This window comes from Pseudomonas japonica (assembly GCF_900188455.1).
Lineage (GTDB): Bacteria > Pseudomonadota > Gammaproteobacteria > Pseudomonadales > Pseudomonadaceae > Aquipseudomonas > Aquipseudomonas japonica.
Window position 1 is genome coordinate 59,127 of the sequence record NZ_FZOL01000012.1, and the last position, 21,132, is coordinate 80,258.

At 63.7% G+C, this 21,132-nt stretch carries 21 protein-coding genes and 4 tRNA genes; 19 read left to right on the top strand and 6 right to left on the bottom strand.

Annotated elements, in window-relative coordinates; all coding sequences use genetic code 11:
- Positions 1 to 138: 138 nt before the first annotated feature.
- The gene (locus CHB99_RS15885; protein ID WP_042122346.1) at positions 139 to 1,350 is read right to left on the bottom strand and encodes a pyridoxal phosphate-dependent aminotransferase; all 1,212 of its coding nucleotides are present in this window, start codon (positions 1,348 to 1,350) and stop codon (positions 139 to 141) included.
- A 167-nt stretch (positions 1,351 to 1,517) separates the two neighbouring features.
- On the opposite strand from CHB99_RS15885, the gene msrB reads away from it, so the two are divergent.
- Positions 1,518 to 1,910 carry a peptide-methionine (R)-S-oxide reductase MsrB gene (msrB, locus tag CHB99_RS15890; RefSeq protein WP_042122342.1) on the top strand — a complete coding sequence of 131 codons (393 nt, stop codon included), beginning with the start codon at positions 1,518 to 1,520 and terminating at the stop codon, positions 1,908 to 1,910.
- 32 nt (positions 1,911 to 1,942) lie between these two features.
- Positions 1,943 to 2,431 carry a glutathione peroxidase gene (locus tag CHB99_RS15895; protein WP_042122340.1) on the top strand — a complete coding sequence of 163 codons (489 nt, stop codon included), beginning with the start codon at positions 1,943 to 1,945 and terminating at the stop codon, positions 2,429 to 2,431.
- Here CHB99_RS15895 and CHB99_RS15900 read toward each other — a convergent pair.
- Positions 2,421 to 4,739 carry a response regulator gene (locus tag CHB99_RS15900; protein ID WP_042122338.1) on the bottom strand — a complete coding sequence of 773 codons (2,319 nt, stop codon included), beginning with the start codon at positions 4,737 to 4,739 and terminating at the stop codon, positions 2,421 to 2,423. The two genes, CHB99_RS15895 and CHB99_RS15900, sit on opposite strands and share 11 nt — an antisense overlap.
- A gap of 124 nt (positions 4,740 to 4,863) precedes the next feature.
- On the opposite strand from CHB99_RS15900, the gene CHB99_RS15905 reads away from it, so the two are divergent.
- Positions 4,864 to 5,754, top strand: a complete 891-nt coding sequence (locus tag CHB99_RS15905) for an ATP-binding protein (RefSeq protein ID WP_042122337.1) — start codon at positions 4,864 to 4,866, stop codon at positions 5,752 to 5,754.
- The gene (locus tag CHB99_RS15910; protein WP_042122335.1) at positions 5,751 to 6,233 is read left to right on the top strand and encodes a GAF domain-containing protein; all 483 of its coding nucleotides are present in this window, start codon (positions 5,751 to 5,753) and stop codon (positions 6,231 to 6,233) included. Before CHB99_RS15905 ends, CHB99_RS15910 begins: the two co-directional genes overlap by 4 nt.
- Before the next feature lie 135 nt (positions 6,234 to 6,368).
- On the opposite strand, the gene CHB99_RS15915 is transcribed toward CHB99_RS15910, so the two are convergent.
- Entirely contained in the window at positions 6,369 to 7,136 is a 768-nt protein-coding gene (locus tag CHB99_RS15915; RefSeq protein ID WP_042122333.1) for a hypothetical protein, read from the bottom strand.
- A gap of 333 nt (positions 7,137 to 7,469) precedes the next feature.
- Between CHB99_RS15915 and CHB99_RS15920 the strand changes: the two genes are divergently transcribed.
- From CHB99_RS15920 to CHB99_RS15935, 4 genes are all read left to right on the top strand, one after another.
- Positions 7,470 to 7,545, top strand: a tRNA-Glu gene (locus tag CHB99_RS15920).
- A 2-nt stretch (positions 7,546 to 7,547) separates the two neighbouring features.
- Positions 7,548 to 7,623 (top strand) — tRNA-Gly (locus tag CHB99_RS15925).
- A gap of 105 nt (positions 7,624 to 7,728) precedes the next feature.
- Positions 7,729 to 7,804: transfer RNA gene (locus tag CHB99_RS15930), tRNA-Glu, on the top strand.
- Between the two features lie 4 nt (positions 7,805 to 7,808).
- Positions 7,809 to 7,884 (top strand) — tRNA-Gly (locus CHB99_RS15935).
- A gap of 126 nt (positions 7,885 to 8,010) precedes the next feature.
- On the opposite strand, the gene CHB99_RS15940 is transcribed toward CHB99_RS15935, so the two are convergent.
- Together CHB99_RS15940 and CHB99_RS15945 are read right to left on the bottom strand one after the other, a co-directional pair.
- Positions 8,011 to 8,421 (bottom strand): PA2817 family protein, encoded by a 411-nt coding sequence (locus tag CHB99_RS15940; protein ID WP_042122331.1) that lies wholly within the window; start codon positions 8,419 to 8,421, stop codon positions 8,011 to 8,013.
- A 74-nt stretch (positions 8,422 to 8,495) separates the two neighbouring features.
- Positions 8,496 to 10,943, bottom strand: a complete 2,448-nt coding sequence (locus CHB99_RS15945; RefSeq protein ID WP_042122329.1) for an acyl-CoA dehydrogenase — start codon at positions 10,941 to 10,943, stop codon at positions 8,496 to 8,498.
- A gap of 176 nt (positions 10,944 to 11,119) precedes the next feature.
- Here CHB99_RS15945 and CHB99_RS15950 point away from each other — a divergent pair, with 176 nt between their 5' ends.
- The 3 genes from CHB99_RS15950 to CHB99_RS15960 all read left to right on the top strand — a co-directional run bounded on the left by CHB99_RS15950 (position 11,120) and on the right by CHB99_RS15960 (position 13,597).
- Positions 11,120 to 11,743: a glutathione S-transferase family protein gene (locus CHB99_RS15950; protein WP_042122327.1), complete on the top strand. Its 624-nt coding sequence runs from the start codon at positions 11,120 to 11,122 to the stop codon at positions 11,741 to 11,743.
- A 145-nt stretch (positions 11,744 to 11,888) separates the two neighbouring features.
- Entirely contained in the window at positions 11,889 to 12,821 is a 933-nt protein-coding gene (locus tag CHB99_RS15955; protein WP_042122325.1) for an ABC transporter ATP-binding protein, read from the top strand.
- Positions 12,818 to 13,597, top strand: coding sequence for an ABC transporter permease (locus CHB99_RS15960; RefSeq protein WP_042122323.1), 780 nt, complete (start codon positions 12,818 to 12,820; stop codon positions 13,595 to 13,597). The genes CHB99_RS15955 and CHB99_RS15960 overlap by 4 nt, the downstream gene beginning before the upstream one ends.
- Here CHB99_RS15960 and CHB99_RS15965 read toward each other — a convergent pair.
- Complete coding sequence (locus CHB99_RS15965; RefSeq protein WP_042122320.1) at positions 13,565 to 14,104, bottom strand: DUF2062 domain-containing protein; 540 nt, start codon at positions 14,102 to 14,104, stop codon at positions 13,565 to 13,567. The genes CHB99_RS15960 and CHB99_RS15965 overlap by 33 nt on opposite strands.
- A 156-nt stretch (positions 14,105 to 14,260) precedes the next feature.
- Here CHB99_RS15965 and CHB99_RS15970 point away from each other — a divergent pair, with 156 nt between their 5' ends.
- The 8 genes from CHB99_RS15970 to murB all read left to right on the top strand — a co-directional run bounded on the left by CHB99_RS15970 (position 14,261) and on the right by murB (position 21,066).
- Positions 14,261 to 16,462, top strand: a complete 2,202-nt coding sequence (locus CHB99_RS15970) for a DNA internalization-related competence protein ComEC/Rec2 (protein ID WP_084702580.1) — start codon at positions 14,261 to 14,263, stop codon at positions 16,460 to 16,462.
- Positions 16,463 to 16,525: 63 nt separating this feature from the next.
- Positions 16,526 to 17,161 carry a MotA/TolQ/ExbB proton channel family protein gene (locus tag CHB99_RS15975; RefSeq protein WP_042122316.1) on the top strand — a complete coding sequence of 212 codons (636 nt, stop codon included), beginning with the start codon at positions 16,526 to 16,528 and terminating at the stop codon, positions 17,159 to 17,161.
- Positions 17,158 to 17,589: an ExbD/TolR family protein gene (locus CHB99_RS15980; protein ID WP_042122314.1), complete on the top strand. Its 432-nt coding sequence runs from the start codon at positions 17,158 to 17,160 to the stop codon at positions 17,587 to 17,589. Before CHB99_RS15975 ends, CHB99_RS15980 begins: the two co-directional genes overlap by 4 nt.
- Positions 17,589 to 18,599 carry a tetraacyldisaccharide 4'-kinase gene (gene lpxK, locus CHB99_RS15985; protein ID WP_042122312.1) on the top strand — a complete coding sequence of 337 codons (1,011 nt, stop codon included), beginning with the start codon at positions 17,589 to 17,591 and terminating at the stop codon, positions 18,597 to 18,599. The genes CHB99_RS15980 and lpxK overlap by 1 nt, the downstream gene beginning before the upstream one ends.
- A 40-nt stretch (positions 18,600 to 18,639) precedes the next feature.
- The gene (locus CHB99_RS15990; protein ID WP_003247142.1) at positions 18,640 to 18,825 is read left to right on the top strand and encodes a Trm112 family protein; all 186 of its coding nucleotides are present in this window, start codon (positions 18,640 to 18,642) and stop codon (positions 18,823 to 18,825) included.
- Complete coding sequence (kdsB, locus tag CHB99_RS15995; protein WP_042122311.1) at positions 18,822 to 19,586, top strand: 3-deoxy-manno-octulosonate cytidylyltransferase; 765 nt, start codon at positions 18,822 to 18,824, stop codon at positions 19,584 to 19,586. The genes CHB99_RS15990 and kdsB overlap by 4 nt, the downstream gene beginning before the upstream one ends.
- Positions 19,586 to 20,050, top strand: coding sequence for a low molecular weight protein-tyrosine-phosphatase (locus CHB99_RS16000; protein WP_042122309.1), 465 nt, complete (start codon positions 19,586 to 19,588; stop codon positions 20,048 to 20,050). The genes kdsB and CHB99_RS16000 overlap by 1 nt, the downstream gene beginning before the upstream one ends.
- Complete coding sequence (murB, locus tag CHB99_RS16005; RefSeq protein WP_042122308.1) at positions 20,047 to 21,066, top strand: UDP-N-acetylmuramate dehydrogenase; 1,020 nt, start codon at positions 20,047 to 20,049, stop codon at positions 21,064 to 21,066. Before CHB99_RS16000 ends, murB begins: the two co-directional genes overlap by 4 nt.
- Positions 21,067 to 21,132 lie beyond the last annotated feature (66 nt).

Sequence of the window (21,132 nt, forward strand, 5' to 3'; positions counted from 1 at the left end):
GGCCGACTATTTCAAACTGTGTACTGATCTGACAGACAGGCACACCAATCCAACCCGCGGTTCAGAGCCGCGGGTAGGAAAGTGCGAAAGGGGTGGTGTCGATACCTGCGACTTTTCAGACACAGGTATGACTGTAGGCTACTGCCGATAGGTCTTCAGGAAATTTCCGATGCGTCCGATGGCCTGCTCGAGGTCGTCGACCCGCGGCAGCGTGACCACGCGGAAGTGGTCCGGCGATGGCCAGTTGAACGCGGTGCCCTGGACGATCAGCAGTTTTTCCGAGAGCAGCAGGTCGAGGACGAACTTTTCGTCGTTGTAGATCGGGCAGACCTTCGGATCGATCTTCGGGAAGGCATACAGCGCACCCATCGGCTTGACGCAGCTGACGCCGGGAATGTCATTGAGCAGTTCCCAGGTACGGTTGCGCTGTTCCAGCAGGCGACCCGGCGGCAGCACCAGGTCGTTGATGCTCTGGTAGCCGCCGAGGGCGGTCTGGATCGCATGCTGCGATGGCACGTTGGCGCACAGGCGCATGTTGGCCAGGATATCGAGGCCCTCGATATAGCTCTGGGCGTGGTGCTTGGGGCCGGAGATGATCAGCCAGCCGGAGCGGAAACCGGCCACGCGGTAGGACTTGGACAGGCCGTTGAAGGTCAGGCAGAGCAGGTCCGGGGCCAGCGAGGCGCTGCTGACATGCACGGCGCCATCGTAGAGGATCTTGTCGTAGATCTCGTCGGAGAACACCACCAGGTTGTGTTGACGGGCGATCTCCAGCATGCCCAGCAGCACTTCGCGGGAGTACACCGAACCGGTCGGGTTGTTCGGGTTGATGATCACCATGGCCTTGGTGTTCGGGGTGATCTTGGCCTTGATGTCTTCCAGGTCGGGGAACCAGTCGGCCTGCTCGTCGCACAGGTAGTGCACGGCCTTGCCGCCGGCCAGGCTCACCGCGGCGGTCCACAGCGGGTAGTCGGGCGCCGGGATCAGCACTTCGTCGCTATTGTTGAGCAGGGCCTGCATCGACATGACGATCAGTTCGGACACACCGTTGCCCAGGTAGATGTCCTCGATGCCGACACCTTCGATCTGTTTCTGCTGGCAGTACTGCATGACCGCCTTGCGCGCGCTGAACAGGCCCTTGGAGTCGCTGTAGCCCTGGGCGGTCGGCAGGTTGCGGATCACATCCTGGAGAATTTCCTCCGGTGCTTCGAAACCAAAGGGCGCCGGGTTGCCGATGTTCAGCTTGAGGACGCGGTGGCCTTCCTCTTCCAGGCGCTTGGCGTGCTTGAGCACCGGGCCGCGAATGTCGTAGCAGACATTGGCGAGCTTGTTCGATTTGCTGACCTGCATGATGTGATCCCGATAATGAAAGATCGCCGCGTAGCGCGCCGTGAAAAGGTTTGAAATACGGGTAACGCGGGTGCCAGACTGATGTCTGAATTGAGGCGCAATAATACGTCTCGCCCGTGCCGACGAAAAGAAGCAGCACGGGCTTTTTGATTTGCCGAGGCCTGCCGATGGAAAAGATTGAGAAAACCCTTGAAGAATGGCGTGAGATGCTCGATCCCGCGCAATATCAGGTATGCCGGCTGAAGGGCACCGAGCGGCCGTTCAGCGGAAAGTACAACTCGACGAAGACCGACGGCATCTACCACTGCATCTGTTGCGACGCGCCGCTGTTCGATTCCGCTGCCAAGTTCGATTCCGGCTGTGGCTGGCCGAGCTTCTACGAGCCGATCGAGGACAGCGCGATGATCGAGATCCGCGACACCTCCCATGGCATGATCCGCACCGAAGTCACCTGTGCCCACTGCGACGCGCACCTGGGCCACGTATTCCCCGACGGGCCGCCGCCAACCGGTCTTCGTTACTGCATCAATTCGGTCTGTCTGGACCTGAAACCGCGCTGAGCCGCGCACTCGATCAACAAGGAGCGCAATCCATGGCTGGACCATTGCTGGAGACTCCCTGCACCACCATCAAGGGCGAACAGACGACCCTGGCGGACTTTCCGGCCAAGGCCGTGCTGATCGTCAACACCGCCAGCCAGTGCGGTTTCACCCCCCAGTACAAGGGGCTGGAGGCGTTGTGGCAGCGTTATCGCGACCAGGGCCTGGTGATTCTCGGTTTCCCCTGCAACCAGTTCGGCAAGCAGGAACCGGGCGACGAAGCGGCGATTTCGCACTTCTGCGAGCTGAATTTCGGCGTCAGTTTCCCGCTGTTTCGCAAGATCGATGTCAACGGGCCGGCGGCTCATCCCTTGTTCGTCGAACTGAAAAAACGCGCTCCCGGCCTGCTCGGCTCCCAGGGCATCAAGTGGAATTTCACCAAGTTCCTGGTCGATCCGAAGACCGGCAGCGTCAGTCGCTATGCTCCCTCCACCAAGCCGGAGGCCCTGAGCGCGAGCATTGAGGCGCTGCTCAGGTCATGACCGGCGGTACCCAGTGGTCGATCAGCGCCAGCAGCTCTTCGCGCCGGAACGGCTTGGCCAGGTAGTCGTTCATGCCGGCGGCGCGGCAGCGTTCGCGCTCTTCCGGCATGGCGTTGGCGGTCAGGGCGACGATCGGCAGGTTCGGCCAGCGCCCGCTCTGGCGAATCCTGCGACTGGCCTCGTAGCCATCCATCACCGGCATGTTGCAGTCCATCAGCACCAGGTCGAAGCGGGCGTCCTCCAGTTGTTCCAGCGCCTCGGCGCCGTGGGTCGCCACGCTGACTTCGCAGCCGAGCTTGCCCAGCATGCCCTTGGCCACCAGTTGATTGACCGGGTTGTCCTCGACCAGCAGGATGCGGGCCCGTCGTGCGCTGGCAGTGCTGTCCGCCTGTTCCTCGGGTACACCGTCGTCGACCCGTGCCAGCACCCGGCGCAACGCCTGGTACAGCGCCCCGCGGGCCAGCGGGCGGGCCTGTTGCTGCAAGGGGGTGAGGCTGGCCGCCTGTTCTCCGGGGAGAAAGTTGCCGTACGCGGTAATCAGCAGGATCGGTGCCTTGACTTCAGGGCGTAACGCCAGCAGGCAATCCAGGTCATCGGTGATCACCAGGTCCGGCGGGTTGCCGGTCAGTCTTTCCAGGCCGTCGAGGCGTCGGTAGTCCAGGCCCCAGCGCGGCAGCAGGCTCTGCAGCAGTTCAGCCAGACCGCTCTTGGCGTTGCTGATGGCGACCACATGGCCGCGCAGCGGCTCCGGCATGACCGCGGCGGTGTGGCTGGGCAACGGCAGTTCGGCGCTGAACTGGCTGCCGAAGCCGGTTTCGGAACTGATGCTCAGGCGTCCGTGCATGGCCTCGCAGAGGTTGTTGGTCAGGGTCAGGCCCAATCCGGTGCCGCCGTACTGCCGGGTGATGCCGGCACCGGCCTGGGTGAAGGGCTGGAAGATGCGCGTCTGTGCCTCCGGGGCGATGCCGATGCCGGTGTCGCAGACATCGATGCGTACCCCGCCATTCTGGGCGCTCAGCCGCACGTCGACGCGGCCGAAGCGGGTGAACTTGAGCGCGTTGGACAGCAGGTTGCTGACGATCTGTCGGACCCGGGTCGGGTCGCCGAGGACCAGGGCGGGGAATTTCGGATCGATCAGGCAGGTCAGCTCGACGTTCGGCGCGGTGTTCTGCGACAGCAGGTTGGCGGTGTCTTCCACCAGCGTCCCGAGGTCGAAGGGAATGCGCTCCAGTTCCAGCTGGCCGGCATCGAACTTGGACAGGTCGAGAATATCGTTGAGCAGCTCCACCAGGACTTTGCCCGAATCGTGGGCGATCGACAGTTGCTGGCGCTGCTCGGCGTTCAGCGGACTGTCCAGGGACAGGGCGATCATGCCCAGCAGGCCATTGAGCGGGGTGCGGATCTCGTGGCTCATGTTGGCGAGAAACGCGGCGCGGGCCTGGGCCATGTCCAGGGCGCGGCGGCGCGCCTCTTCCAGTTCCTGGTTGGACTGGCTGAGGCGGTCGTTGCTGGACTTGAGTTCGTTGGTCCGCGCCGAGACGATGTTTTCCAGTTCGTTGAGGTAGTCGGTCAGGCGGTTTTCCGCGGTGCGCCGTTGCTGGATCTCCGTGGCCATGGTGACGAACTGCTGGTTGGCGACCTTCACCAGCACCCCGATCTCGTCATGTTCGTGGCCGACCGGGAACGGTAGCTTGCCCTGGTTGGCGTTGCGCGGATCGCTCTGGCTCAGGGCGGCGATCACCCGCACCAGCGGTTTGGTCAGCATTATGTAGAACAGCGCCAGGAGAATGCCGGTCAGCACCAGGCTGCGCACGAAGCCGTTGAGCAGGGTCACCTCGGCGCGCTTGAGGAAGCGGCTGCCGAAGGCAAAGGTGTCGACATCCAGGTACAGGGTGCCCAGCTTCTCCTCGGGCATATGGCTGAGAAACAGGATATTGCGGAACTCGCGGTTGTTGCCGAACAGGAAATCGCTGAGGACCCGGTAGGCGCTCTCCTGGCGTGGTCGCTGCATGTCGGCGAGCACTGTGTCGTTGTTGTCGATCAGCCGGGCGCGAATGATCGCCGGCGATTGCAGCAGGCCCAGGGTCAGTTCCTGGGCCAGTTCCGAGTCGATGTTGTAGGCGATGCGTGAAGCGGTGTTGTGGCTGATGTCCAGCAATGCCTGCATCTCGCGGTTGATGGACGCGTCTTCGCTGGCATAATCGATCCCTATCTGGATGAGACTGAGCAAGGTTCCCAGGATGAAGCCGACGAGGACGGTCAACCGGGCTTGCTTGTACGACAGGCGATTGGTGAACTTGATATCCATGGTCCCGAGCCAGTTCCACATTCCATGCGCTGCGCAAGCATAGCCGATCAACCCCGGCTGCTGGCATGTACTGTCACACATTCAGTTCGCTCCTTTTTGCCTGGATCTGACTGAGGAATTTCCCGTGGACTCTCGTTTGAATGCTTTTCTCGAGCGCGCCGAAAGCGTACTGGCTCGACTCGAACCCCTGTTGCCGGCGCCGCGTCCGGACATCGACTGGAACCGCTGTCTGGCGGCGCGCTGGCAGCGTGATGGCCGCAGCGGTTTCCTGCAGCCTCTGGAAGTGAGCCTGGACATTCGCCTGTCCGACCTGATCGGTGTCGATAAGCAACGCGAACAATTGGGCCGCAACACCCGCCAGTTCCTCGACGGCATGCCGGCCAATCACGCGTTGCTGTGGGGATCGCGGGGCACCGGAAAGTCTTCGCTGGTGCGTGCGCTGCTGGCCGAGCATGCCGCCGCGGGCCTGCGCCTGATCGAAATCGAGCGTGATCACCTGGCCGACCTGCCGCGCGTGGTGGAACAACTGCACGCGTTGCCACAACGTTTCGTGCTGTTCTGCGACGATCTCTCGTTCGAGGCCGGGGAGGGCGACTACCGGGTGCTGAAGAGCGTGCTCGACGGTTCCCTCGAACAGGCGCCGGAAAACGTGCTGCTGTACGCCACGTCGAACCGTCGCCACCTGGTGCCGGAGAAGCAGAGCGACAACGAGAACTGGAAGATGGTCGACGGTGAACTGCATCCCAGCGAGGCGGTGGAGGACAAGATCGCGCTGTCGGACCGCTTCGGCTTGTGGTTGTCGTTCTACCCGTTCACCCAGGAGCATTTCCTCGATGTCGTCGAGCACTGGATCGGCCAGTTGGCCAAGGCCCCGGGCCTGGTCTGGGAGCGCGACGACGAACTGGACAAGGCCGCGATCCGCTGGGCAACCGGCCGCGGCAATCGTAATGGCCGCTGTGCCTATCAGTTCGCCCGGTACTGGGTCGGACTCAAACTGTTGGAGCAACCTACATGATCGATCTGAATGCGGCGGGCACCGGCCTTGGTGGCTACGACCTGCTGGCGGCGCAACTGGAGGCTCTGCTCTCCGGCGAGCGTGATTTCATCGCCAATGCCGCGCAGTTTTCCGCGTTTCTCTATAACCAGGTCGATGACCTGAACTGGGCGGGCTTCTATCTCAACCGGGATGGCGAACTGCTGCTGGGGCCGTTCCAGGGCCAGGTGGCCTGTGTACGCATCCCGTTCGGGCGTGGTGTGTGCGGGGCGGCGGCGGCAAGTCTGCAGACCCAGAGGGTCGAGGATGTGCATGCGTTTCCCGGGCATATCGCCTGCGACAGTGCCTCGAACAGCGAACTGGTGATTCCTCTGCTCAAGGACGGACGGCTGATTGGCGTGCTCGATCTGGACAGTCCGAAGCTGGCACGCTTCGGCGTCGAGGATCAGGTGGGGCTGGAGCGTCTGGCGGGGATCTTCCTGCGGGCGACCGACTGCTGATCGTTCTGGGCCGGAACAATTTGGGGCTGCTTTGCAGCCCTTCGCGAGCGAGCTCGCTCCCACAAGGTTTGTTTGGTCCCGTGGGAGCGAGCTCGCTCGCGAAGGGCCGCAAAGCGGCCCCAGTCTTGAGAAAAGTCAGTCGTAGATGACTTTCTTCTTCCAGTTCTCTTCTTCGTCGGTCTTCAGGCCCTCGGTCAGGGCGTTGACGTCATTCGCAGTCGGCTCGATGGTGTCCAGCACCATGGCATTGGCACGGGCGAGCAGTTTCTCCATGTATTCCAGCTGTTCGCGGTACTGTCCCGGCTCCGGCTGCTTGCGCAGGTATTGCACGCCGCGCTCGAAGGCGAGGCGGGCATGACCGGGCTGGTTCTGCTGCAGGGCGGCCTGGCCCAGGTTGTTGAAGAACTCGATATGCAGCACCACGAGGATATGGCGGATTTCCTTGACCCAGTACTTGGCTTCGTTGGTGGCCAGGAAGCCTTCCTGGCTCGCGCGAACTACTTGGCTGTGCATGGCTTCCAGGAGAAAGCGCACGTCCTTGGCCTTGGCTTCGGTCTGGATCGGGCTGGGCGGATTGCCCACCGGCAGCGACTCGCCCTGGGCGATCAGGGTTTCCAGCTCTTCCAGGCGTCCGCGGATATCGCCATTGTTCTTGTCCAGCGCCAGCTGGCGTTGATTGAGGTTGAGTTCGAGGCGGGTCAGCAGCAGCTTGAGGGCCGGGGTCATCAGCTGGCCGGGGAAGGTTTCGGTGATCTCGCCCACGCGCCGCAAGCGATCGGCCAGCTCGACTTTCAGTCGTGCGCGCTCCAGCTTGCTGTTCTCGACCACGTTGTTGAGGTAGCCGATCACGATCAGTAAGGCGATACCCGCCACTATAAGCAGGGTAATCATTAGTGGTGTCACCGTTCACGCCTCGTCAGTCAGGTATACCGATTGAGTGTAGTGGCTTCCCATTTACCCGGATAGGGCTGTTTGGCAGAAGCCCGCAGGGGATTGATGGCAATTTGCCCTGGGTCACAGTTGCACAATTCTCTCGCCTGCCTTTCCTGTGTCGGCCGAGGTGTTCGAAACAAGAGGACGAGCGATCGCCAGGGGAGCGGAAAACAGGTCGAAGTCATTGATTTAAATAAATTTCTATTTTGGGGTTGACGCCCCCTCAAAGCATCCATAGAATGCGCGCCACTTGCAGCGTAAAGCACACAGCGAAACGCGGCAGGGAGTGAAAAGTTGTAGCGTGTCCCCTTCGTCTAGTGGCCTAGGACACCGCCCTTTCACGGCGGTAACAGGGGTTCGAGTCCCCTAGGGGACGCCAATGCGGGAATAGCTCAGTTGGTAGAGCACGACCTTGCCAAGGTCGGGGTCGCGAGTTCGAGTCTCGTTTCCCGCTCCAGTTTACAAAGGCTTCGCTTCAGGGCGGGGCTTGTAAAAAATCCAGTGTTGAATCATCAGGTTTCGATGCTGGTCACTAAAACGTGTAAATCACGTTTTGGGCAGAGTCCCCTTCGTCTAGTGGCCTAGGACACCGCCCTTTCACGGCGGTAACAGGGGTTCGAGTCCCCTAGGGGACGCCAATGTGCGGGAATAGCTCAGTTGGTAGAGCACGACCTTGCCAAGGTCGGGGTCGCGAGTTCGAGTCTCGTTTCCCGCTCCAAATATGGTGCTTCAGGATCTTCGGGTCGTGTAGCCAAGAAACAAGGACCTTCGGGTCCTTTTTTCGTTGTCGCAAGAAAACCCTCGCGCAAAAAAAACGCCGCTTCGATGAGCGGCGTTTTTAATTTCAGTGGCGGCTGTCCCGATCGGACATGCTCAGCAGCTGCTTTTCCTGATTCCAGTCGAACGGTTCGTCGTTCTGCTCGGCTTCGTAGCGGCGTTCTTCCAGGGCCTGGTACAGGTCCAGTTCCTCGTCCGGCATGAAGTGCAGGCAATCGCCGCCGAAGAACCACAGCAGGTCGCGGGGTACCAGGTGGGCGATCTGTGGATAACGCTGGATGACCTGGCACATCAGGTCCTGGCCCAGGTACTGGCTTTCCAGTGGATCCTTCGGCAGTTGTTCCAGCAGTTCGTCGAAGCGCTCGAGAAACAGGGCGTGGCTTTCTTCCGGTACCTGTTCGGCTTCGCCAAGGGCCGCGAGGATGCTGCGCAGGTGGTTGAGCAGGACGAGATGGTAGTCCAGATGTGCATTGGCCATGCGGCAAACCTCTAAAGCAGAAACGGGCGCGGGAGTATACGGTCCCCCGCGCCCGATGTCCCGGTCGAATGTGCTCAGCGCACCTTGCCGGCGCTTGGCAGCAGTTCCTCCTTGGTGAAGGCATCGACATCGATGACTTTCCGCCGCGCCGCTTCGGCATCACGCAGTTGTTGCGCCTGTGCAGTGTCCAGGGTGCCCGCGCGCAGAGCCGCATCGATCAGCGGTTCGCCGGCCTGGGTGGTGAACTCGCCGTTCTTCAGGGCATGGCGCAACTGCTTGTGCAGCTCGCCGCTATCGCTCAGATGCTGGCGGGCGTGGTGCAGGGCGCCCACCGGATCGTCCGGATCGGTCGGCCGATAGCAGCCTTCGAGCAAGGCTTCCAGGGCCGGATCGCCGGCCCCGCGGCCGATCAGCGCGGCGATTTCCGCATCCAGTTCATCGCTCGGGCCGGTATGCCGACGACCGAAGGGGAACACGATCACCCGCAATGCACAGCCGAGCAGGCGGTTGGGGAAGTTGTCGAGCAGACGATCCAGCGCCTGTTCCGCCTGCCCCAGGCTTTCCTCCATGGCCCAGCGCAGCAAAGGCTGCAGGTGCGAAGGCGAGTTGAGGTCGTGATAGCGCTTGAGCGCCGCCGAGCCCAGGTAGAGATAGCTGAGGACATCGCCAAGACGCGCCGACAGGCGTTCGCGACGTTTCAGTTCGCCCCCCAGCAGCATCATGCACAGGTCGGCGAGCAGGGCGAAGGCCGCGGCCTGGCGGTTCAGCGCGCGGAAGTAGCCCTGGCTCAGCGGGTCACCGGGCACTTTGTCGAAGTGTCCCAGGCCCAGACCCAGTGCCAGGGTGCTGGCGGCGTTGCCGACGGCGAAGCCGATGTGCTGCAGCAACAGGCTGTCGAACTCGCGCAATGCCTGGTCATGGTCTTCGCGCCCGGCCAGGGCCATTTCCTTGAGCACGAACGGATGGCAGCGGATCGCACCCTGGCCGAAGATCATCAGGTTGCGCGAGAGAATGTTGGCACCCTCCACCGTGATGAAGATCGGCGCGCCCTGCCAGTTGCGTCCCAGGTAGTTGTTCGGGCCCATGATGATGCCTTTGCCGCCGTGGATATCCATGGCGTGCTGGATGCATTCGCGACCGCGTTCGGTGAGGTGGTACTTGAGGATCGCGGACAGCACCGAGGGTTTTTCGCCGAGGTCCACCGCTTTGGCGGTCAGCAGTCGAGCACTGTCCATCAGCCAGGCATTGCCGCCGATGCGCGCGAGGGATTCCTGGATGCCTTCGAATGCCGCCAGCGGCACATTGAACTGCTCGCGGATCTGCGCGTACTGGCCGCTGACCAGGCTGGTGAACTTGGCCGCGCCGGTGCCCACGGCCGGCAGGGAAATCGAGCGGCCCACCGACAGACAGTTCATCAGCATCATCCAGCCCTTGCCGAGCATGGCCTGGCCGCCGATGAGGAAGTCCAGCGGGACGAATACGTCCTTGCCCGAGTTGGGGCCGTTCATGAAGGCCGCGCCCAGCGGCAGATGGCGCCTGCCGATCTCGACACCGGGGATGTCCGTCGGGATCAGCGCCAGGCTGATACCCAGTTCCTCGTCGTCGCCCAGCAGGTGCTCGGGATCGTAGGCCTTGAAGGCCAGGCCGAGGAGGGTAGCGACCGGTCCGAGGGTGATGTAGCGCTTTTCCCAGGTCAGGCGCAGGCCGATGACCTCCTCGCCGTTCCACTGCCCCCGGCAGACGATGCCGGTGTCCGGCATGGCCCCGGCGTCGGAGCCGGCCAGCGGGCCGGTGAGGGCGAAGCAGGGGATTTCCTCGCCACGGGCCAGGCGCGGCAGGTAATGCTTGCGCTGCTCGTCGGTGCCGTAGTGCAGCAGCAGTTCGGCGGGGCCGAGGGAGTTGGGCACCATCACCGTGGAAGCCAGGTCGCCGCTGCGGGTCGCCAGTTTCATCGCTACCTGGGAATGGGCGTAGGCGGAGAAGCCCTTGCCGCCATATTCCCTGGGAATGATCAGGGCGAAGAAGCCATGCTCCTTGATGTGTTGCCAGGCTTGCGCGGGCAGGTCCATGTCCTGGCCGATCTGCCAGTCGCTGACCATGGCGCAGAGTGCCTCGGTGGGGCCGTCGATGAACGCCTGTTCTTCCGCGGTCAGTTCGGGTTTCGCGTAGCCCAGCAGGGTGTTCCAGTCCGGGCGCCCGCTGAACAGCTCGCCGTCCCACCACACGGTACCGGCGTCGATGGCTTCGCGTTCGGTACTGGACATCGGTGGCAGGGTGCGCTGGAACCAGCCGAACAGCGGTGCGCTGAGCAGTCTGCGGCGCAGGTCGGGGAGCAGCAGGGGCAGGGCGATGGCGGCGATCGCCAGCAACAGCAGGAAGGTCAGCCAGCCCGGTGCCCGCGAAAACGTGCCCATCGCGATGACGTATACGGCGACCAGCGCCAGGGCCGGCAAGGCCGGCGTCCGTCGATACGCCAGCCAGACCGAGCCCAGCACGAGCACCACTAACCACAGCAGCAACATAGTCTTTCCTCCTGGAAGCCTTTCATGTGTCGGTACGTCCATCAGAGCGTAGACCGGCTCTGCCGAACGGTCTTGTCTGAACAATGACAGGTGCTGGTCGCTGGAGTTCGCCGGCGATTGCCTGGGCCTCGTGCTGGAGTAGACTGGGCCTCCCTTGCAGATGACAGGATGTGGACATGCTCAAGATCTGGGGTCGGAAGAATTCCAGCAACGTGCGCAAAGTGCTGTGGTGCGCCGAAGAGCTGGGGTTGGATTACCAGGCGCTGGATGCCGGTGGCGCTTTCGGCGTGGTCAACGAGCCGCACTATCGCGCGCTCAATCCCAACGGCCTGGTGCCGATGATCGAGGACGATGACCTGGTGCTCTGGGAGTCCAATGCCATCGTGCGTTACCTGGGGGCAAGGTATGCGCCGGGTACGTCGTGGTACCCGGAGGATCCGGTGGCGCGGGCCAGGGCGGACAAATGGATGGACTGGACCACCTCGTCCCTCGCCACGCCGTTCCGGCCGTTGTTCTGGGGCATTCTGCGCACGCCGGCGGATCAGCAGGACTGGGTGTCGATCAACGCCGCGCACAAGACCTGCGCGCAATTGCTGTCGATCGCCGACCAGGCACTGGCCTCGCAGCCGTTCCTGTCCGGGCAGGAGCCGGGCATGGGCGACATTCCCCTGGGCTGCTTCGCCTACGCCTGGTTCGAGATGCCCATCGAGCGTCCGGAGATGCGTCACCTGCGTGCCTGGTACGAGCGTCTGCGCGAGCGTCCGGCCTATCAGGCCGCGGTGATGACTGCGCTGACCTGATCGTTTCGCTCAATGCGATAGTTATTATCGATAGGCTTGACTGTACTTGTGTGGCCGGGGCTTGCACCATGGCCACATCCATCCTGATCGGAACGCCCGGTCACAGCCTGATTCACCAACAATTCGAACGGTGCACAGACCCGCTATGAGTTCAGCCCTGTCCATTCGGCAGCTAACCAAGACCTACGGCAATGGCTTCCAGGCCCTCAAGGGTATCGACCTGGATGTCGCCGAAGGTGACTTCTTCGCCTTGCTCGGCCCCAACGGCGCTGGCAAATCCACGACCATCGGCATCCTTTCGACCCTGGTGAACAAGACCAGCGGCAGCGTCAGCGTCTTCGGTCATGACCTCGACCGCCAGCCCGCCGCGCTCAAGCGCAGCATCGGCGTGGTGCCGCAGGAGTTCAATTTCAACCAGTTCGAGAAGACCTTCGACATCGTCGTCACGCAGGCGGGCTACTACGGCATTCCGGCCAAGGTCGCCAACGAGCGCGCCGAGCAGTACCTGACCCAGCTGGGTCTGTGGGACAAGCGCGATGTACCGTCGCGCTCCCTGTCCGGCGGCATGAAGCGTCGTCTGATGATCGCTCGCGCACTCATCCATCAGCCGCGCCTGCTGATTCTCGACGAGCCGACCGCGGGCGTGGACATCGAACTGCGTCGCTCGATGTGGAGCTTCCTCACCGAGCTCAACCAGCAGGGCATCACCATCATCCTGACGACCCACTACCTCGAGGAAGCGGAGCAGTTGTGCCGCAATATCGGCATCATCGACCATGGCACCATCGTCGAGAACACCAGCATGCGCCAGTTGCTGGGCAAGCTGCATGTCGAGACCTTCGTCCTCGATCTCAGGCATGACCTGGCCCAGGCGCCGCAACTGGCCGGTTATCCGTGCCGGTTGATCAATCCGCATACCCTGGAGGTCCAGGTGGACAAGGAAGTGGGCATCACCGCGCTGTTCGGCCAGTTGGCCCTGCAGAACATCGAGGTGTCGAGCCTGCGCAACAAGACCAATCGTCTCGAGGAGCTGTTCGTGTCCCTGGTTGAAAAGAATCTGTCCAAGGTGGCGGTATGAGTTCGGAGCTGCGCGCCAACCTGGTCGCCCTCAATACCATCGTCTACCGCGAAGTACGCCGCTTCACCCGGATCTGGCCGCAGACCCTGCTGCCGCCGGCGATCACCATGGTTCTGTACTTCGTCATCTTCGGTAACCTGATCGGCCGGCAGATCGGCGACATGGGTGGCTTCACCTACATGGAGTACATCGTTCCGGGCCTGATCATGATGGCGGTGATCACCAACTCCTACGGCAACGTGGTCTCCAGTTTCTTCGGCAGCAAGTTCCAGCGTTCCATCGAGGAACTGATGGTCTCGCCGGTGTCGCCGCACACCATCCTCATCGGCTACACCCTCGGCGGTGTGCTGCGCGGGCTGGCGGTGGGCGTGATCGTGACCCTGCTGTCGCTGTTCTTCACCCACCTGCAGGTGCATCACCTGGGCGTGACGATTCTCGTGGTGCTGCTGACCGCGACCATCTTCTCGCTGTTGGGCTTCATCAATGCGGTGTTCGCGCGCAACTTCGACGATATCTCGATCATCCCGACCTTCGTCCTGACGCCGTTGACCTATCTGGGAGGGGTGTTCTACTCGATCAATCTGCTGCCGCCCTTCTGGCAGACCGTGTCCATGGCCAACCCGGTGCTGCACATGGTCAACTCGTTCCGCTACGGCATCCTCGGCGTGTCCGATATCCGTATCGGCGTCGCCATCAGCTTCATGCTGATCGCCACCGCCGTGCTGTATTTCGGCTGTGTGCGTCTACTGGTCAGCGGGCGCGGAATGCGCAGCTGATTTCGCCTTGCGCCGGCGCCACTGCCTGCCCACCCACCAGCGCCAATAGAGCATGGTCAGGCAGTAGGCGAGGGCGCCAAGCAGCAGTCCACAGACCACCGAACCGAGCAGGAAGGGCTGCCACAGGGTCGACAACTGCTCGGTGATCCAGTCGAAGGTGATTTCTTCCGGCAGGGTCCGCGGTGGAATCCCCATCAGCCAGGCACCCATCTGATAGGTGCAATAGAACACCGGCGGCATGGTAATGGGATTGGTCAGCCAGACCAGGCTGACCGCGATCGGCATGTTGCCGCGAACCATGACCGCCAGGCTGGCGGCCAGCAGCATCTGCAGCGGAATCGGAATGAACGCCGCGAACAACCCCACCGCCATGGCCCGTGCCACCGAGTGCCGATTCAGGTGCCAGAGGTTGGCGTCATGCAGCAGCCGACCGAGAAATCGTAAGGACTTGTGTTCCCGGATGACCGTCGGATCGGGCATGTAGCGTTTGAAAAGTCGACGCGGCATGTGGGGTCTCGGCGTGCAGAAGGTGGCAAGTATGCACGTATTACAACGGGTGCCTATTCAGACTTTGTGACAATTAATAAGTGAGCCCGGCCTCGCGATGAACTAAGCCTGCGAGGTCGTTTCGTTTTATCCGGGGCTCAGATGACGCGTACAAGGATGTTGGCGCTCGTTCTCGGACTCTTGTGTCCGATATTTCTGCCGCAGTTGCCATCCGTCGGCACGCTGCTGGTGTTCGCTTCGCTGGGGCTCGTTTGCCTGTGGCGGCGGCTTTTCCCGCTGGTGTTCTTCGTCGCGGGCCTGTGCTGGGCCAGTCTGTCGGCGCAGAGCGCGCTGGATGATCGCCTGGATCCGGTCCTCGATGGCCGCACCTTGTGGCTGGAGGGGCGGGTGATCGGGTTGCCGGAGCGAGACGAGCGGATGGTTCGTTTCGAACTGGATCAGGCGCAGTCGCGCCGCGCCGAACTGCCACAGCGCCTGCGCCTGACCTGGCTGGACGCTCCGCCGATCGAGGCTGGCGAACGCTGGCGACTGGCGGTCAAGCTGAAGCGTCCTTCGGGTCTGCTCAATCCTCACGGCGCGGACTCCGAAGCGGCGATGCTGGCACGGCGCACGGGTGCCCTGGGTTCGGTGAAGGATGGCGAGCGCCTGGCCACCACCAGCGGTGCCTGGCGCGACGCTATCCGCCAGCGCCTGCACGCGGTGGATGCCAATGGCCGGGAGGGCGCTCTCGCGGCGTTGGTGCTCGGTGATGGCGGCGGGCTGGCGCGAGAGGATTGGGAGGTGCTGCAGGCGACCGGCACCGTTCATCTGCTGGTGATTTCCGGCCAGCATATCGGCCTGCTGGCCGGGTTGGTCTATGGCCTGGTGGTCGGCCTGTTCCGCCTCGGCTGGTGGCCGCAACGCCTGCCCTGGCTGCCCTGGGCCTGCGGCCTGGCCTTCGCCGCTGCCCTCGGCTATGGCTTGCTGGCCGGTTTCCAGGTACCGGTGCAGCGTGCCTGCGTCATGCTCGCGGTGGTCCTGCTCTGGCGCCTGCGCTTTCGTCACCTGGGCATCGCCTGGCCGCTGCTGATCGCGCTGAGCGGCGTGCTGCTGTTCGAGCCACTGGCCAGCCTGTTGCCCGGATTCTGGCTGTCCTTCGCCGCAGTCGCGGTGCTGGTACTGGTGTTCAGCGGTCGCCTGGGCGCCTGGTCGATGTGGCGGGCCTGGGGCAGGGCGCAATGCTGCATGGCCATCGGCCTGTTGCCGGCGCTGCTGGTGCTGGGGCTGCCGGTCAGTCTCAGTGCACCGCTGGCGAATCTGTTCGCGGTGCCCTGGTTGAGCGTCGCGATATTGCCGTTGGCGCTGCTGGGTACCGTGCTCCTGCCGCTGCCATTTCTCGGGGAGGCGCTGCTGAGGCTGGCCGGCGGCATGCTTGGCCTGCTCTTCGATCTGCTGGGGTGGATGGCGATCTGGCGCCCCGCCTGGATTCCCCCGGCGCTGCCGCTGTGGAGTTGGTTGCTGGTCTGTCTGGGGGCCGTGCTTCTCTTGTTGCCCGCGGGTCTGCCCATGCGTGTGCTGGGCTGGCCCCTGCTGCTGCTGGCCGGCTTCACGCCGCGCGAGGCGATTCCGCCGGGGCAGGTGGACATCTGGCAACTGGATGTGGGGCAGGGCCTGGCCTTCGTCTTACGCACCCGCGAGCATGCGCTGCTCTACGATGCCGGTCCGGCCCGCGAGGATCTGGACCTGGGCGAGCGCGTGGTGCTGCCGAGCCTGCGCAAGCTGGGAATCGATGCGCTGGACCTGATGCTGATCAGCCATGCCCATGCCGACCATGCCGGTGGCGCCCCGGCGGTTCAGCGTGGCCTGCCCGTGCGCCGGGTGATCGCCGGCGAGCCAGGCGAGGCATTGCCGGCGCAGCCCTGCGGCGGCGGTGAAAACTGGGAGTGGGACGGTGTGCGCTTCTCGCTCTGGCAGTGGCAGGGCGCTGCTGACAGCAACCAGCATTCCTGTGTGCTGAAGGTCGAGGCGTCAGGTGAAACCCTGCTGCTCGCCGGCGATATCGATCGCCTCGCCGAGGAGGCCTGGCTGCAGGGCCCGCAAGCCGGCCCGGTGGATTGGCTGCAGGCACCGCACCATGGCAGTCGCACCTCTTCCAGCGCGCGTTTCCTGGAGGCCCTCAAACCACGCGGCGCCTTCATTTCCCGTGGTCGCCACAACGGGTTCGGTCATCCGTCGCCGATCGTCATGGCCCGTTACGCGGCGCGGCAAATCGCCACCTATGACAGCGCGCTGCTTGGCGCCGTGCATCTGCGCCTCGGCAGTTTCGGTGAACCGCGCGGATTGCGCGAACGACGGCGATTCTGGCGCGAACCGACATGACAGCCTTCGGCAGTCACGGCCCCTATGGTAGAGTGCAGAACTTTTTCCGAGGGGATCCTTACTGTGTGGGAATTGGTCAAGTCCGGTGGTTGGATGATGCTGCCGATCATTCTGAGTTCCATCGCTGCCATGGCTATCGTCGCTGAGCGCCTGTGGACCCTGCGTGCCAGCCGCGTGACACCGCCGCACCTGCTGGGCCAGGTCTGGCGCTGGATCAAGGACAAGCAACTCAATACCGAGAAACTCAAGGCGCTGCGCGCCGATTCGCCGCTGGGCGAGATTCTTGCCGCGGGCCTGGCCAATTCCCGCCATGGCCGCGAGATCATGAAGGAGTGCATCGAGGAGGCCGCCGCCCGGGTCATCCACGAACTCGAACGCTACATCAACGCGCTCGGCACCATCGCCGCCATGGCGCCGCTGCTGGGTCTGCTCGGTACCGTACTGGGCATGATCGACATCTTCAGCTCGTTCATGGGCTCGGGCATGACCGCCAACGCCGCGGTGCTCGCCGGCGGTATCTCCAAGGCGCTGATCACCACCGCCGCGGGCCTGATGGTGGGTATCCCGTCGGTGTTCTTCCACCGTTTCCTGCAACGCCGCATCGACGAGCTGGTGGTCGGCATGGAGCAGGAGGCGATCAAGCTGGTCGAAGTGCTGCAGGGTGACCGTGACGTCGATCTGTCCGAGGGCAAGGCGTGAAATTCCGGCGCAAGCAACGCGAGAACGTTGACATCAATCTGGCGTCGTTGATCGATGTGGTCTTCATCCTGTTGCTGTTCTTCGTGGTCACCACCACCTTCACCCGCGAAACCCAATTGCGCGTCGAGCTGCCGGAAGCCGCCAGCGCCACGCCGCCGGAGGATTCCGAGCAGAAGCTGGTGGAAATCACCATCAGCGCCGAGGGCGTCTATTCGGTGAACAACCACCTGCTGCCCAAGAGCGACCTGGCGACCCTGACCGAGGCGCTGCAAAAGGAATCCGCGGGTGACAACAAGCTGCCGCTGGCGATCAGCGCCGACGGCAAGACGCCGCACCAGGCCGTGGTGACCGCAATGGACGCGGCCGGCAAGCTCGGCTTCAGCCATCTGCGCATGACCACGGTCGAGGCCGCGCCGGGGACCCCTTGATGGCTTTCGCCGATCGTCTGCTGGAGGCGTGGTACAAGGGCCATCCGCTGCTCGCGCTGCTTTCGCCGCTGGAAGCCCTGTACCGCAAGGTGGTGCGTGGCAAGCGCGAGCGCTTCCTGGCCGGGGAGGGCAACATCTACCACGCCCCGGTGCCGGTGCTGGTGGTGGGCAACATCACCGTCGGTGGCACCGGCAAGACGCCGCTGATCCTCTTTCTCATCGAGCACTGTCGCCAGCGCGGCCTGCGGGTCGGCGTGGTCAGTCGTGGCTATGGGGCAACGCCGCCGCAACTGCCCTGGCGAGTACGCGCCGAGCAGTCGGCCGAGCATGCCGGTGACGAACCCCTGCTGATCGTGCAGCGCAGCGGCGTGCCGCTGATGATCGACCCGGATCGCTCGCAGGCGGTTCGCGCGTTGCTCGACGCCGAGCCGCTGGACCTGATCCTGTGCGACGACGGGCTGCAGCATTACCGTCTGGCCCGCGACCTGGAGCTGGTGCTGATCGATGCGGCCCGCGGCCTCGGCAATCGCCGTTGCCTGCCGGCCGGTCCGCTGCGCGAGCCGGTGGAGCGTCTGCGCGAAGTCGATGCGCTGCTGTACAACGGTGCTGCCGCCGATCGCGACGATGGTTTTGCCTTCAGTCTGAAACCCACCGCGCTGGTCAACCTGCGTAGCGGTGAGCGGCGCCCGTTGGATCACTTTCCCGTCGGTCAGGCCCTGCATGCCGTCGCCGGTATCGGCAACCCGCAACGCTTCTTCAACACCCTGCGCGGGCTAGACTGGAAGCCAGTGGAGCATCCTTTCGCCGATCATGCCGTGTTCAGCGCCGAAGCCCTGGGCTTCAGCCCGGCGCTGCCGCTGGTGATGACCGAGAAGGATGCCGTGAAGTGTCGCGGCTTCGCCGCGGAAGACTGGTGGTACCTTGCCGTCGACGCGCAACCGTCGCCGGCGTTCGTGCGCTGGCTCGACGAGCAACTGGCACGCTTGCTGCCGAATACCCGGCAGCCCTGATTCTTTTCTGTTTCCGGCCACAGGCCTGAGGAATGACCCCATGGACACCAAACTGCTCGATATCCTCGCTTGCCCGATCACCAAGGGCCCGCTCAAGCTCAGCGCCGACAAGACCGAGCTGATCAGCAAGGGCGCAGGCCTCGCCTACCCGATTCGCGATGGCATTCCGGTGATGCTGGAAAGCGAGGCACGCACCCTGACCGACGACGAGCGCCTGGACAAATGAGCCTGGTCTTCACCGTCGTGATCCCGGCCCGTCTGCGCTCCACGCGCCTGCCGGGCAAACCGTTGCTGCCGATCGCCGGCAAGCCGATGATCCAGCATGTCTGGGAACAGGCCCGCAAGAGCAGCGCCAGCCGTGTGGTGATCGCTACCGACGATGCGAGCATCGTCGAGGCGTGCAAGGCCTTTGGCGCGGAGGTCCTGCTGACCCGTGACGACCATGAGTCCGGCACCGACCGTCTGGCCGAAGTCGCCGCGGCCCTGCAACTGCCCGCCGATGCCATCGTGGTCAACGTGCAGGGCGACGAGCCGCTGATCCCGCCGTCGATCATCGACCAGGTGGCCGCCAACCTGGCGGCCCACCCGGAAGCGGGCATCGCCACCCTCGGCGAGCCGCTCGAGGACGTCGAGGCGCTGTTCAACCCCAACGTGGTCAAGGTGGTCGCCGACTGCAACGGCCTGGCCCTGACGTTCAGTCGCGCGCCGTTGCCCTGGGCCCGCGATGCGCTGGCGCAGAGCCGCGAGCGTCTGCCGGAAGGCGTGCCCTACCGCCGTCACATCGGCATGTACGCCTACCGCGCCGGCTTCCTCCAGGACTTCGTCGGCTGGGGGCCGTGCTGGCTGGAGCGCACCGAAGCGCTGGAGCAACTTCGTGCGCTCTGGCACGGCGTGCGCATTCATGTCGCCGACGCTCTGCAAGCGCCGCCGGTGGGTGTCGATACGCCAGAAGACCTGGAGCGCGTCCGGCGCTTGCTGGAGGCCTGATGCGCGTCCTGTTCGTATGCCTGGGCAACATCTGCCGTTCACCGACCGCGGAAGGGGTGTTGCGCCATCAATTGATCGAGGCCGGTCTGGCCGATGCCATCCAGGTGGCGTCGGCGGGAACCGGCGACTGGCATGTCGGCAAGCCGCCGGACAGCCGCACCCGACGCGCCGCGCAGTTGCGCGGCTATGACCTGTCGGCGCAGCGCGCGCAGCAGGTCAGCCGCGAGGATTTCAGCCGCTACGACCTGATCCTGGCGATGGACAAGAGCAACCTGGCGCATCTGCAGGCCATGCGTCCGGGGCATGCCAGTGCCGAGCTGGACCTGTTCCTGCGCCGCTACGAAGGCGCGCTGGACGAGGTACCGGACCCTTACTACGGCGGCGAGCAGGGCTTCGAGCATGTCCTCGACCTGATCGAAGCGGCCTGCCGCGGCCTGGTCATCGAACTGAAAGGACGGTTATGAGCGCCAAGGTCGAATCGAATGTTTCCCTCAAGCCTTACAACAGCTTCGGCATCGAGGCGACGGCGCGCCATTTCGCCCAGGCCACCAGTGATGACGAGGTCCGGCAACTGCTGGCCTATGCCGCAACCGAGGACCTGCCGGCGCTGGTGATTGGTGGCGGCAGCAACCTGTTGCTGACCCAGGATGTCACCGCACTGGTAATCCGCATGAGCAGCAGCGGTATTCGCCTGCTGTCCGACGACGGCCAGCGTGTCGTGGTCGAGGCCGAGGCGGGCGAACCCTGGCATCCCTTCGTGCAGTGGACCCTGGAGCAAGGCCTGGTCGGTCTCGAGAACCTCAGCCTGATTCCTGGCACCGTCGGCGCGGCGCCGATGCAGAACATTGGTGCCTATGGCGTAGAGATCAAGGACATCTTCGCCGGCCTCACCGCGCTGGACCGCCAAACCGGTGACCTGCGCGACTTCAGCCTGGAAGAGTGCGGCTTCGCCTACCGTGACAGCCACTTCAAGCGCAATCCGGGACGCTGGATCATCCTGCGGGTGCGTTTTGTCCTCAGTCGCGTGGCGCCGCTGCATCTGGACTACGGTCCGGTGCGTCAGCGCCTGGCGGAGCGGGGTATCGAGCAGCCGACGGCAAAGGATGTCAGTGAGACGATCTGCAGCATTCGCCGGGAAAAGCTCCCCGACCCGGCCGAATTGGGCAATGCCGGCAGCTTCTTCAAGAACCCGGTGATCAGCGCCGTGCTGGCCGATCGCATTCGCGAGCAGCATCCCGGGTTGGTGGCTTATCCACAGCTCGATGGCGAGATGAAGCTGGCCGCGGGCTGGCTGATCGAGCAGGCGGGCTGGAAGGGCTATCGTGACGGCGATGCTGGTGTGCATCGGCTGCAGGCGCTGGTGCTGGTGAATTACGGTCAGGCGACTGGCGAGCAGTTGCACGCACTGGCACGGAAGATCCAGGACGACATCCTCGAGCGCTTCGGGGTCGAGCTGGAGATGGAGCCGAATCTTTACTGAGAGGCTTCGGGTCGCCAGCCCTGAGGAATAAAAAAGCCCCGCCAGTTTTCACTGGCGGGGCTTTTT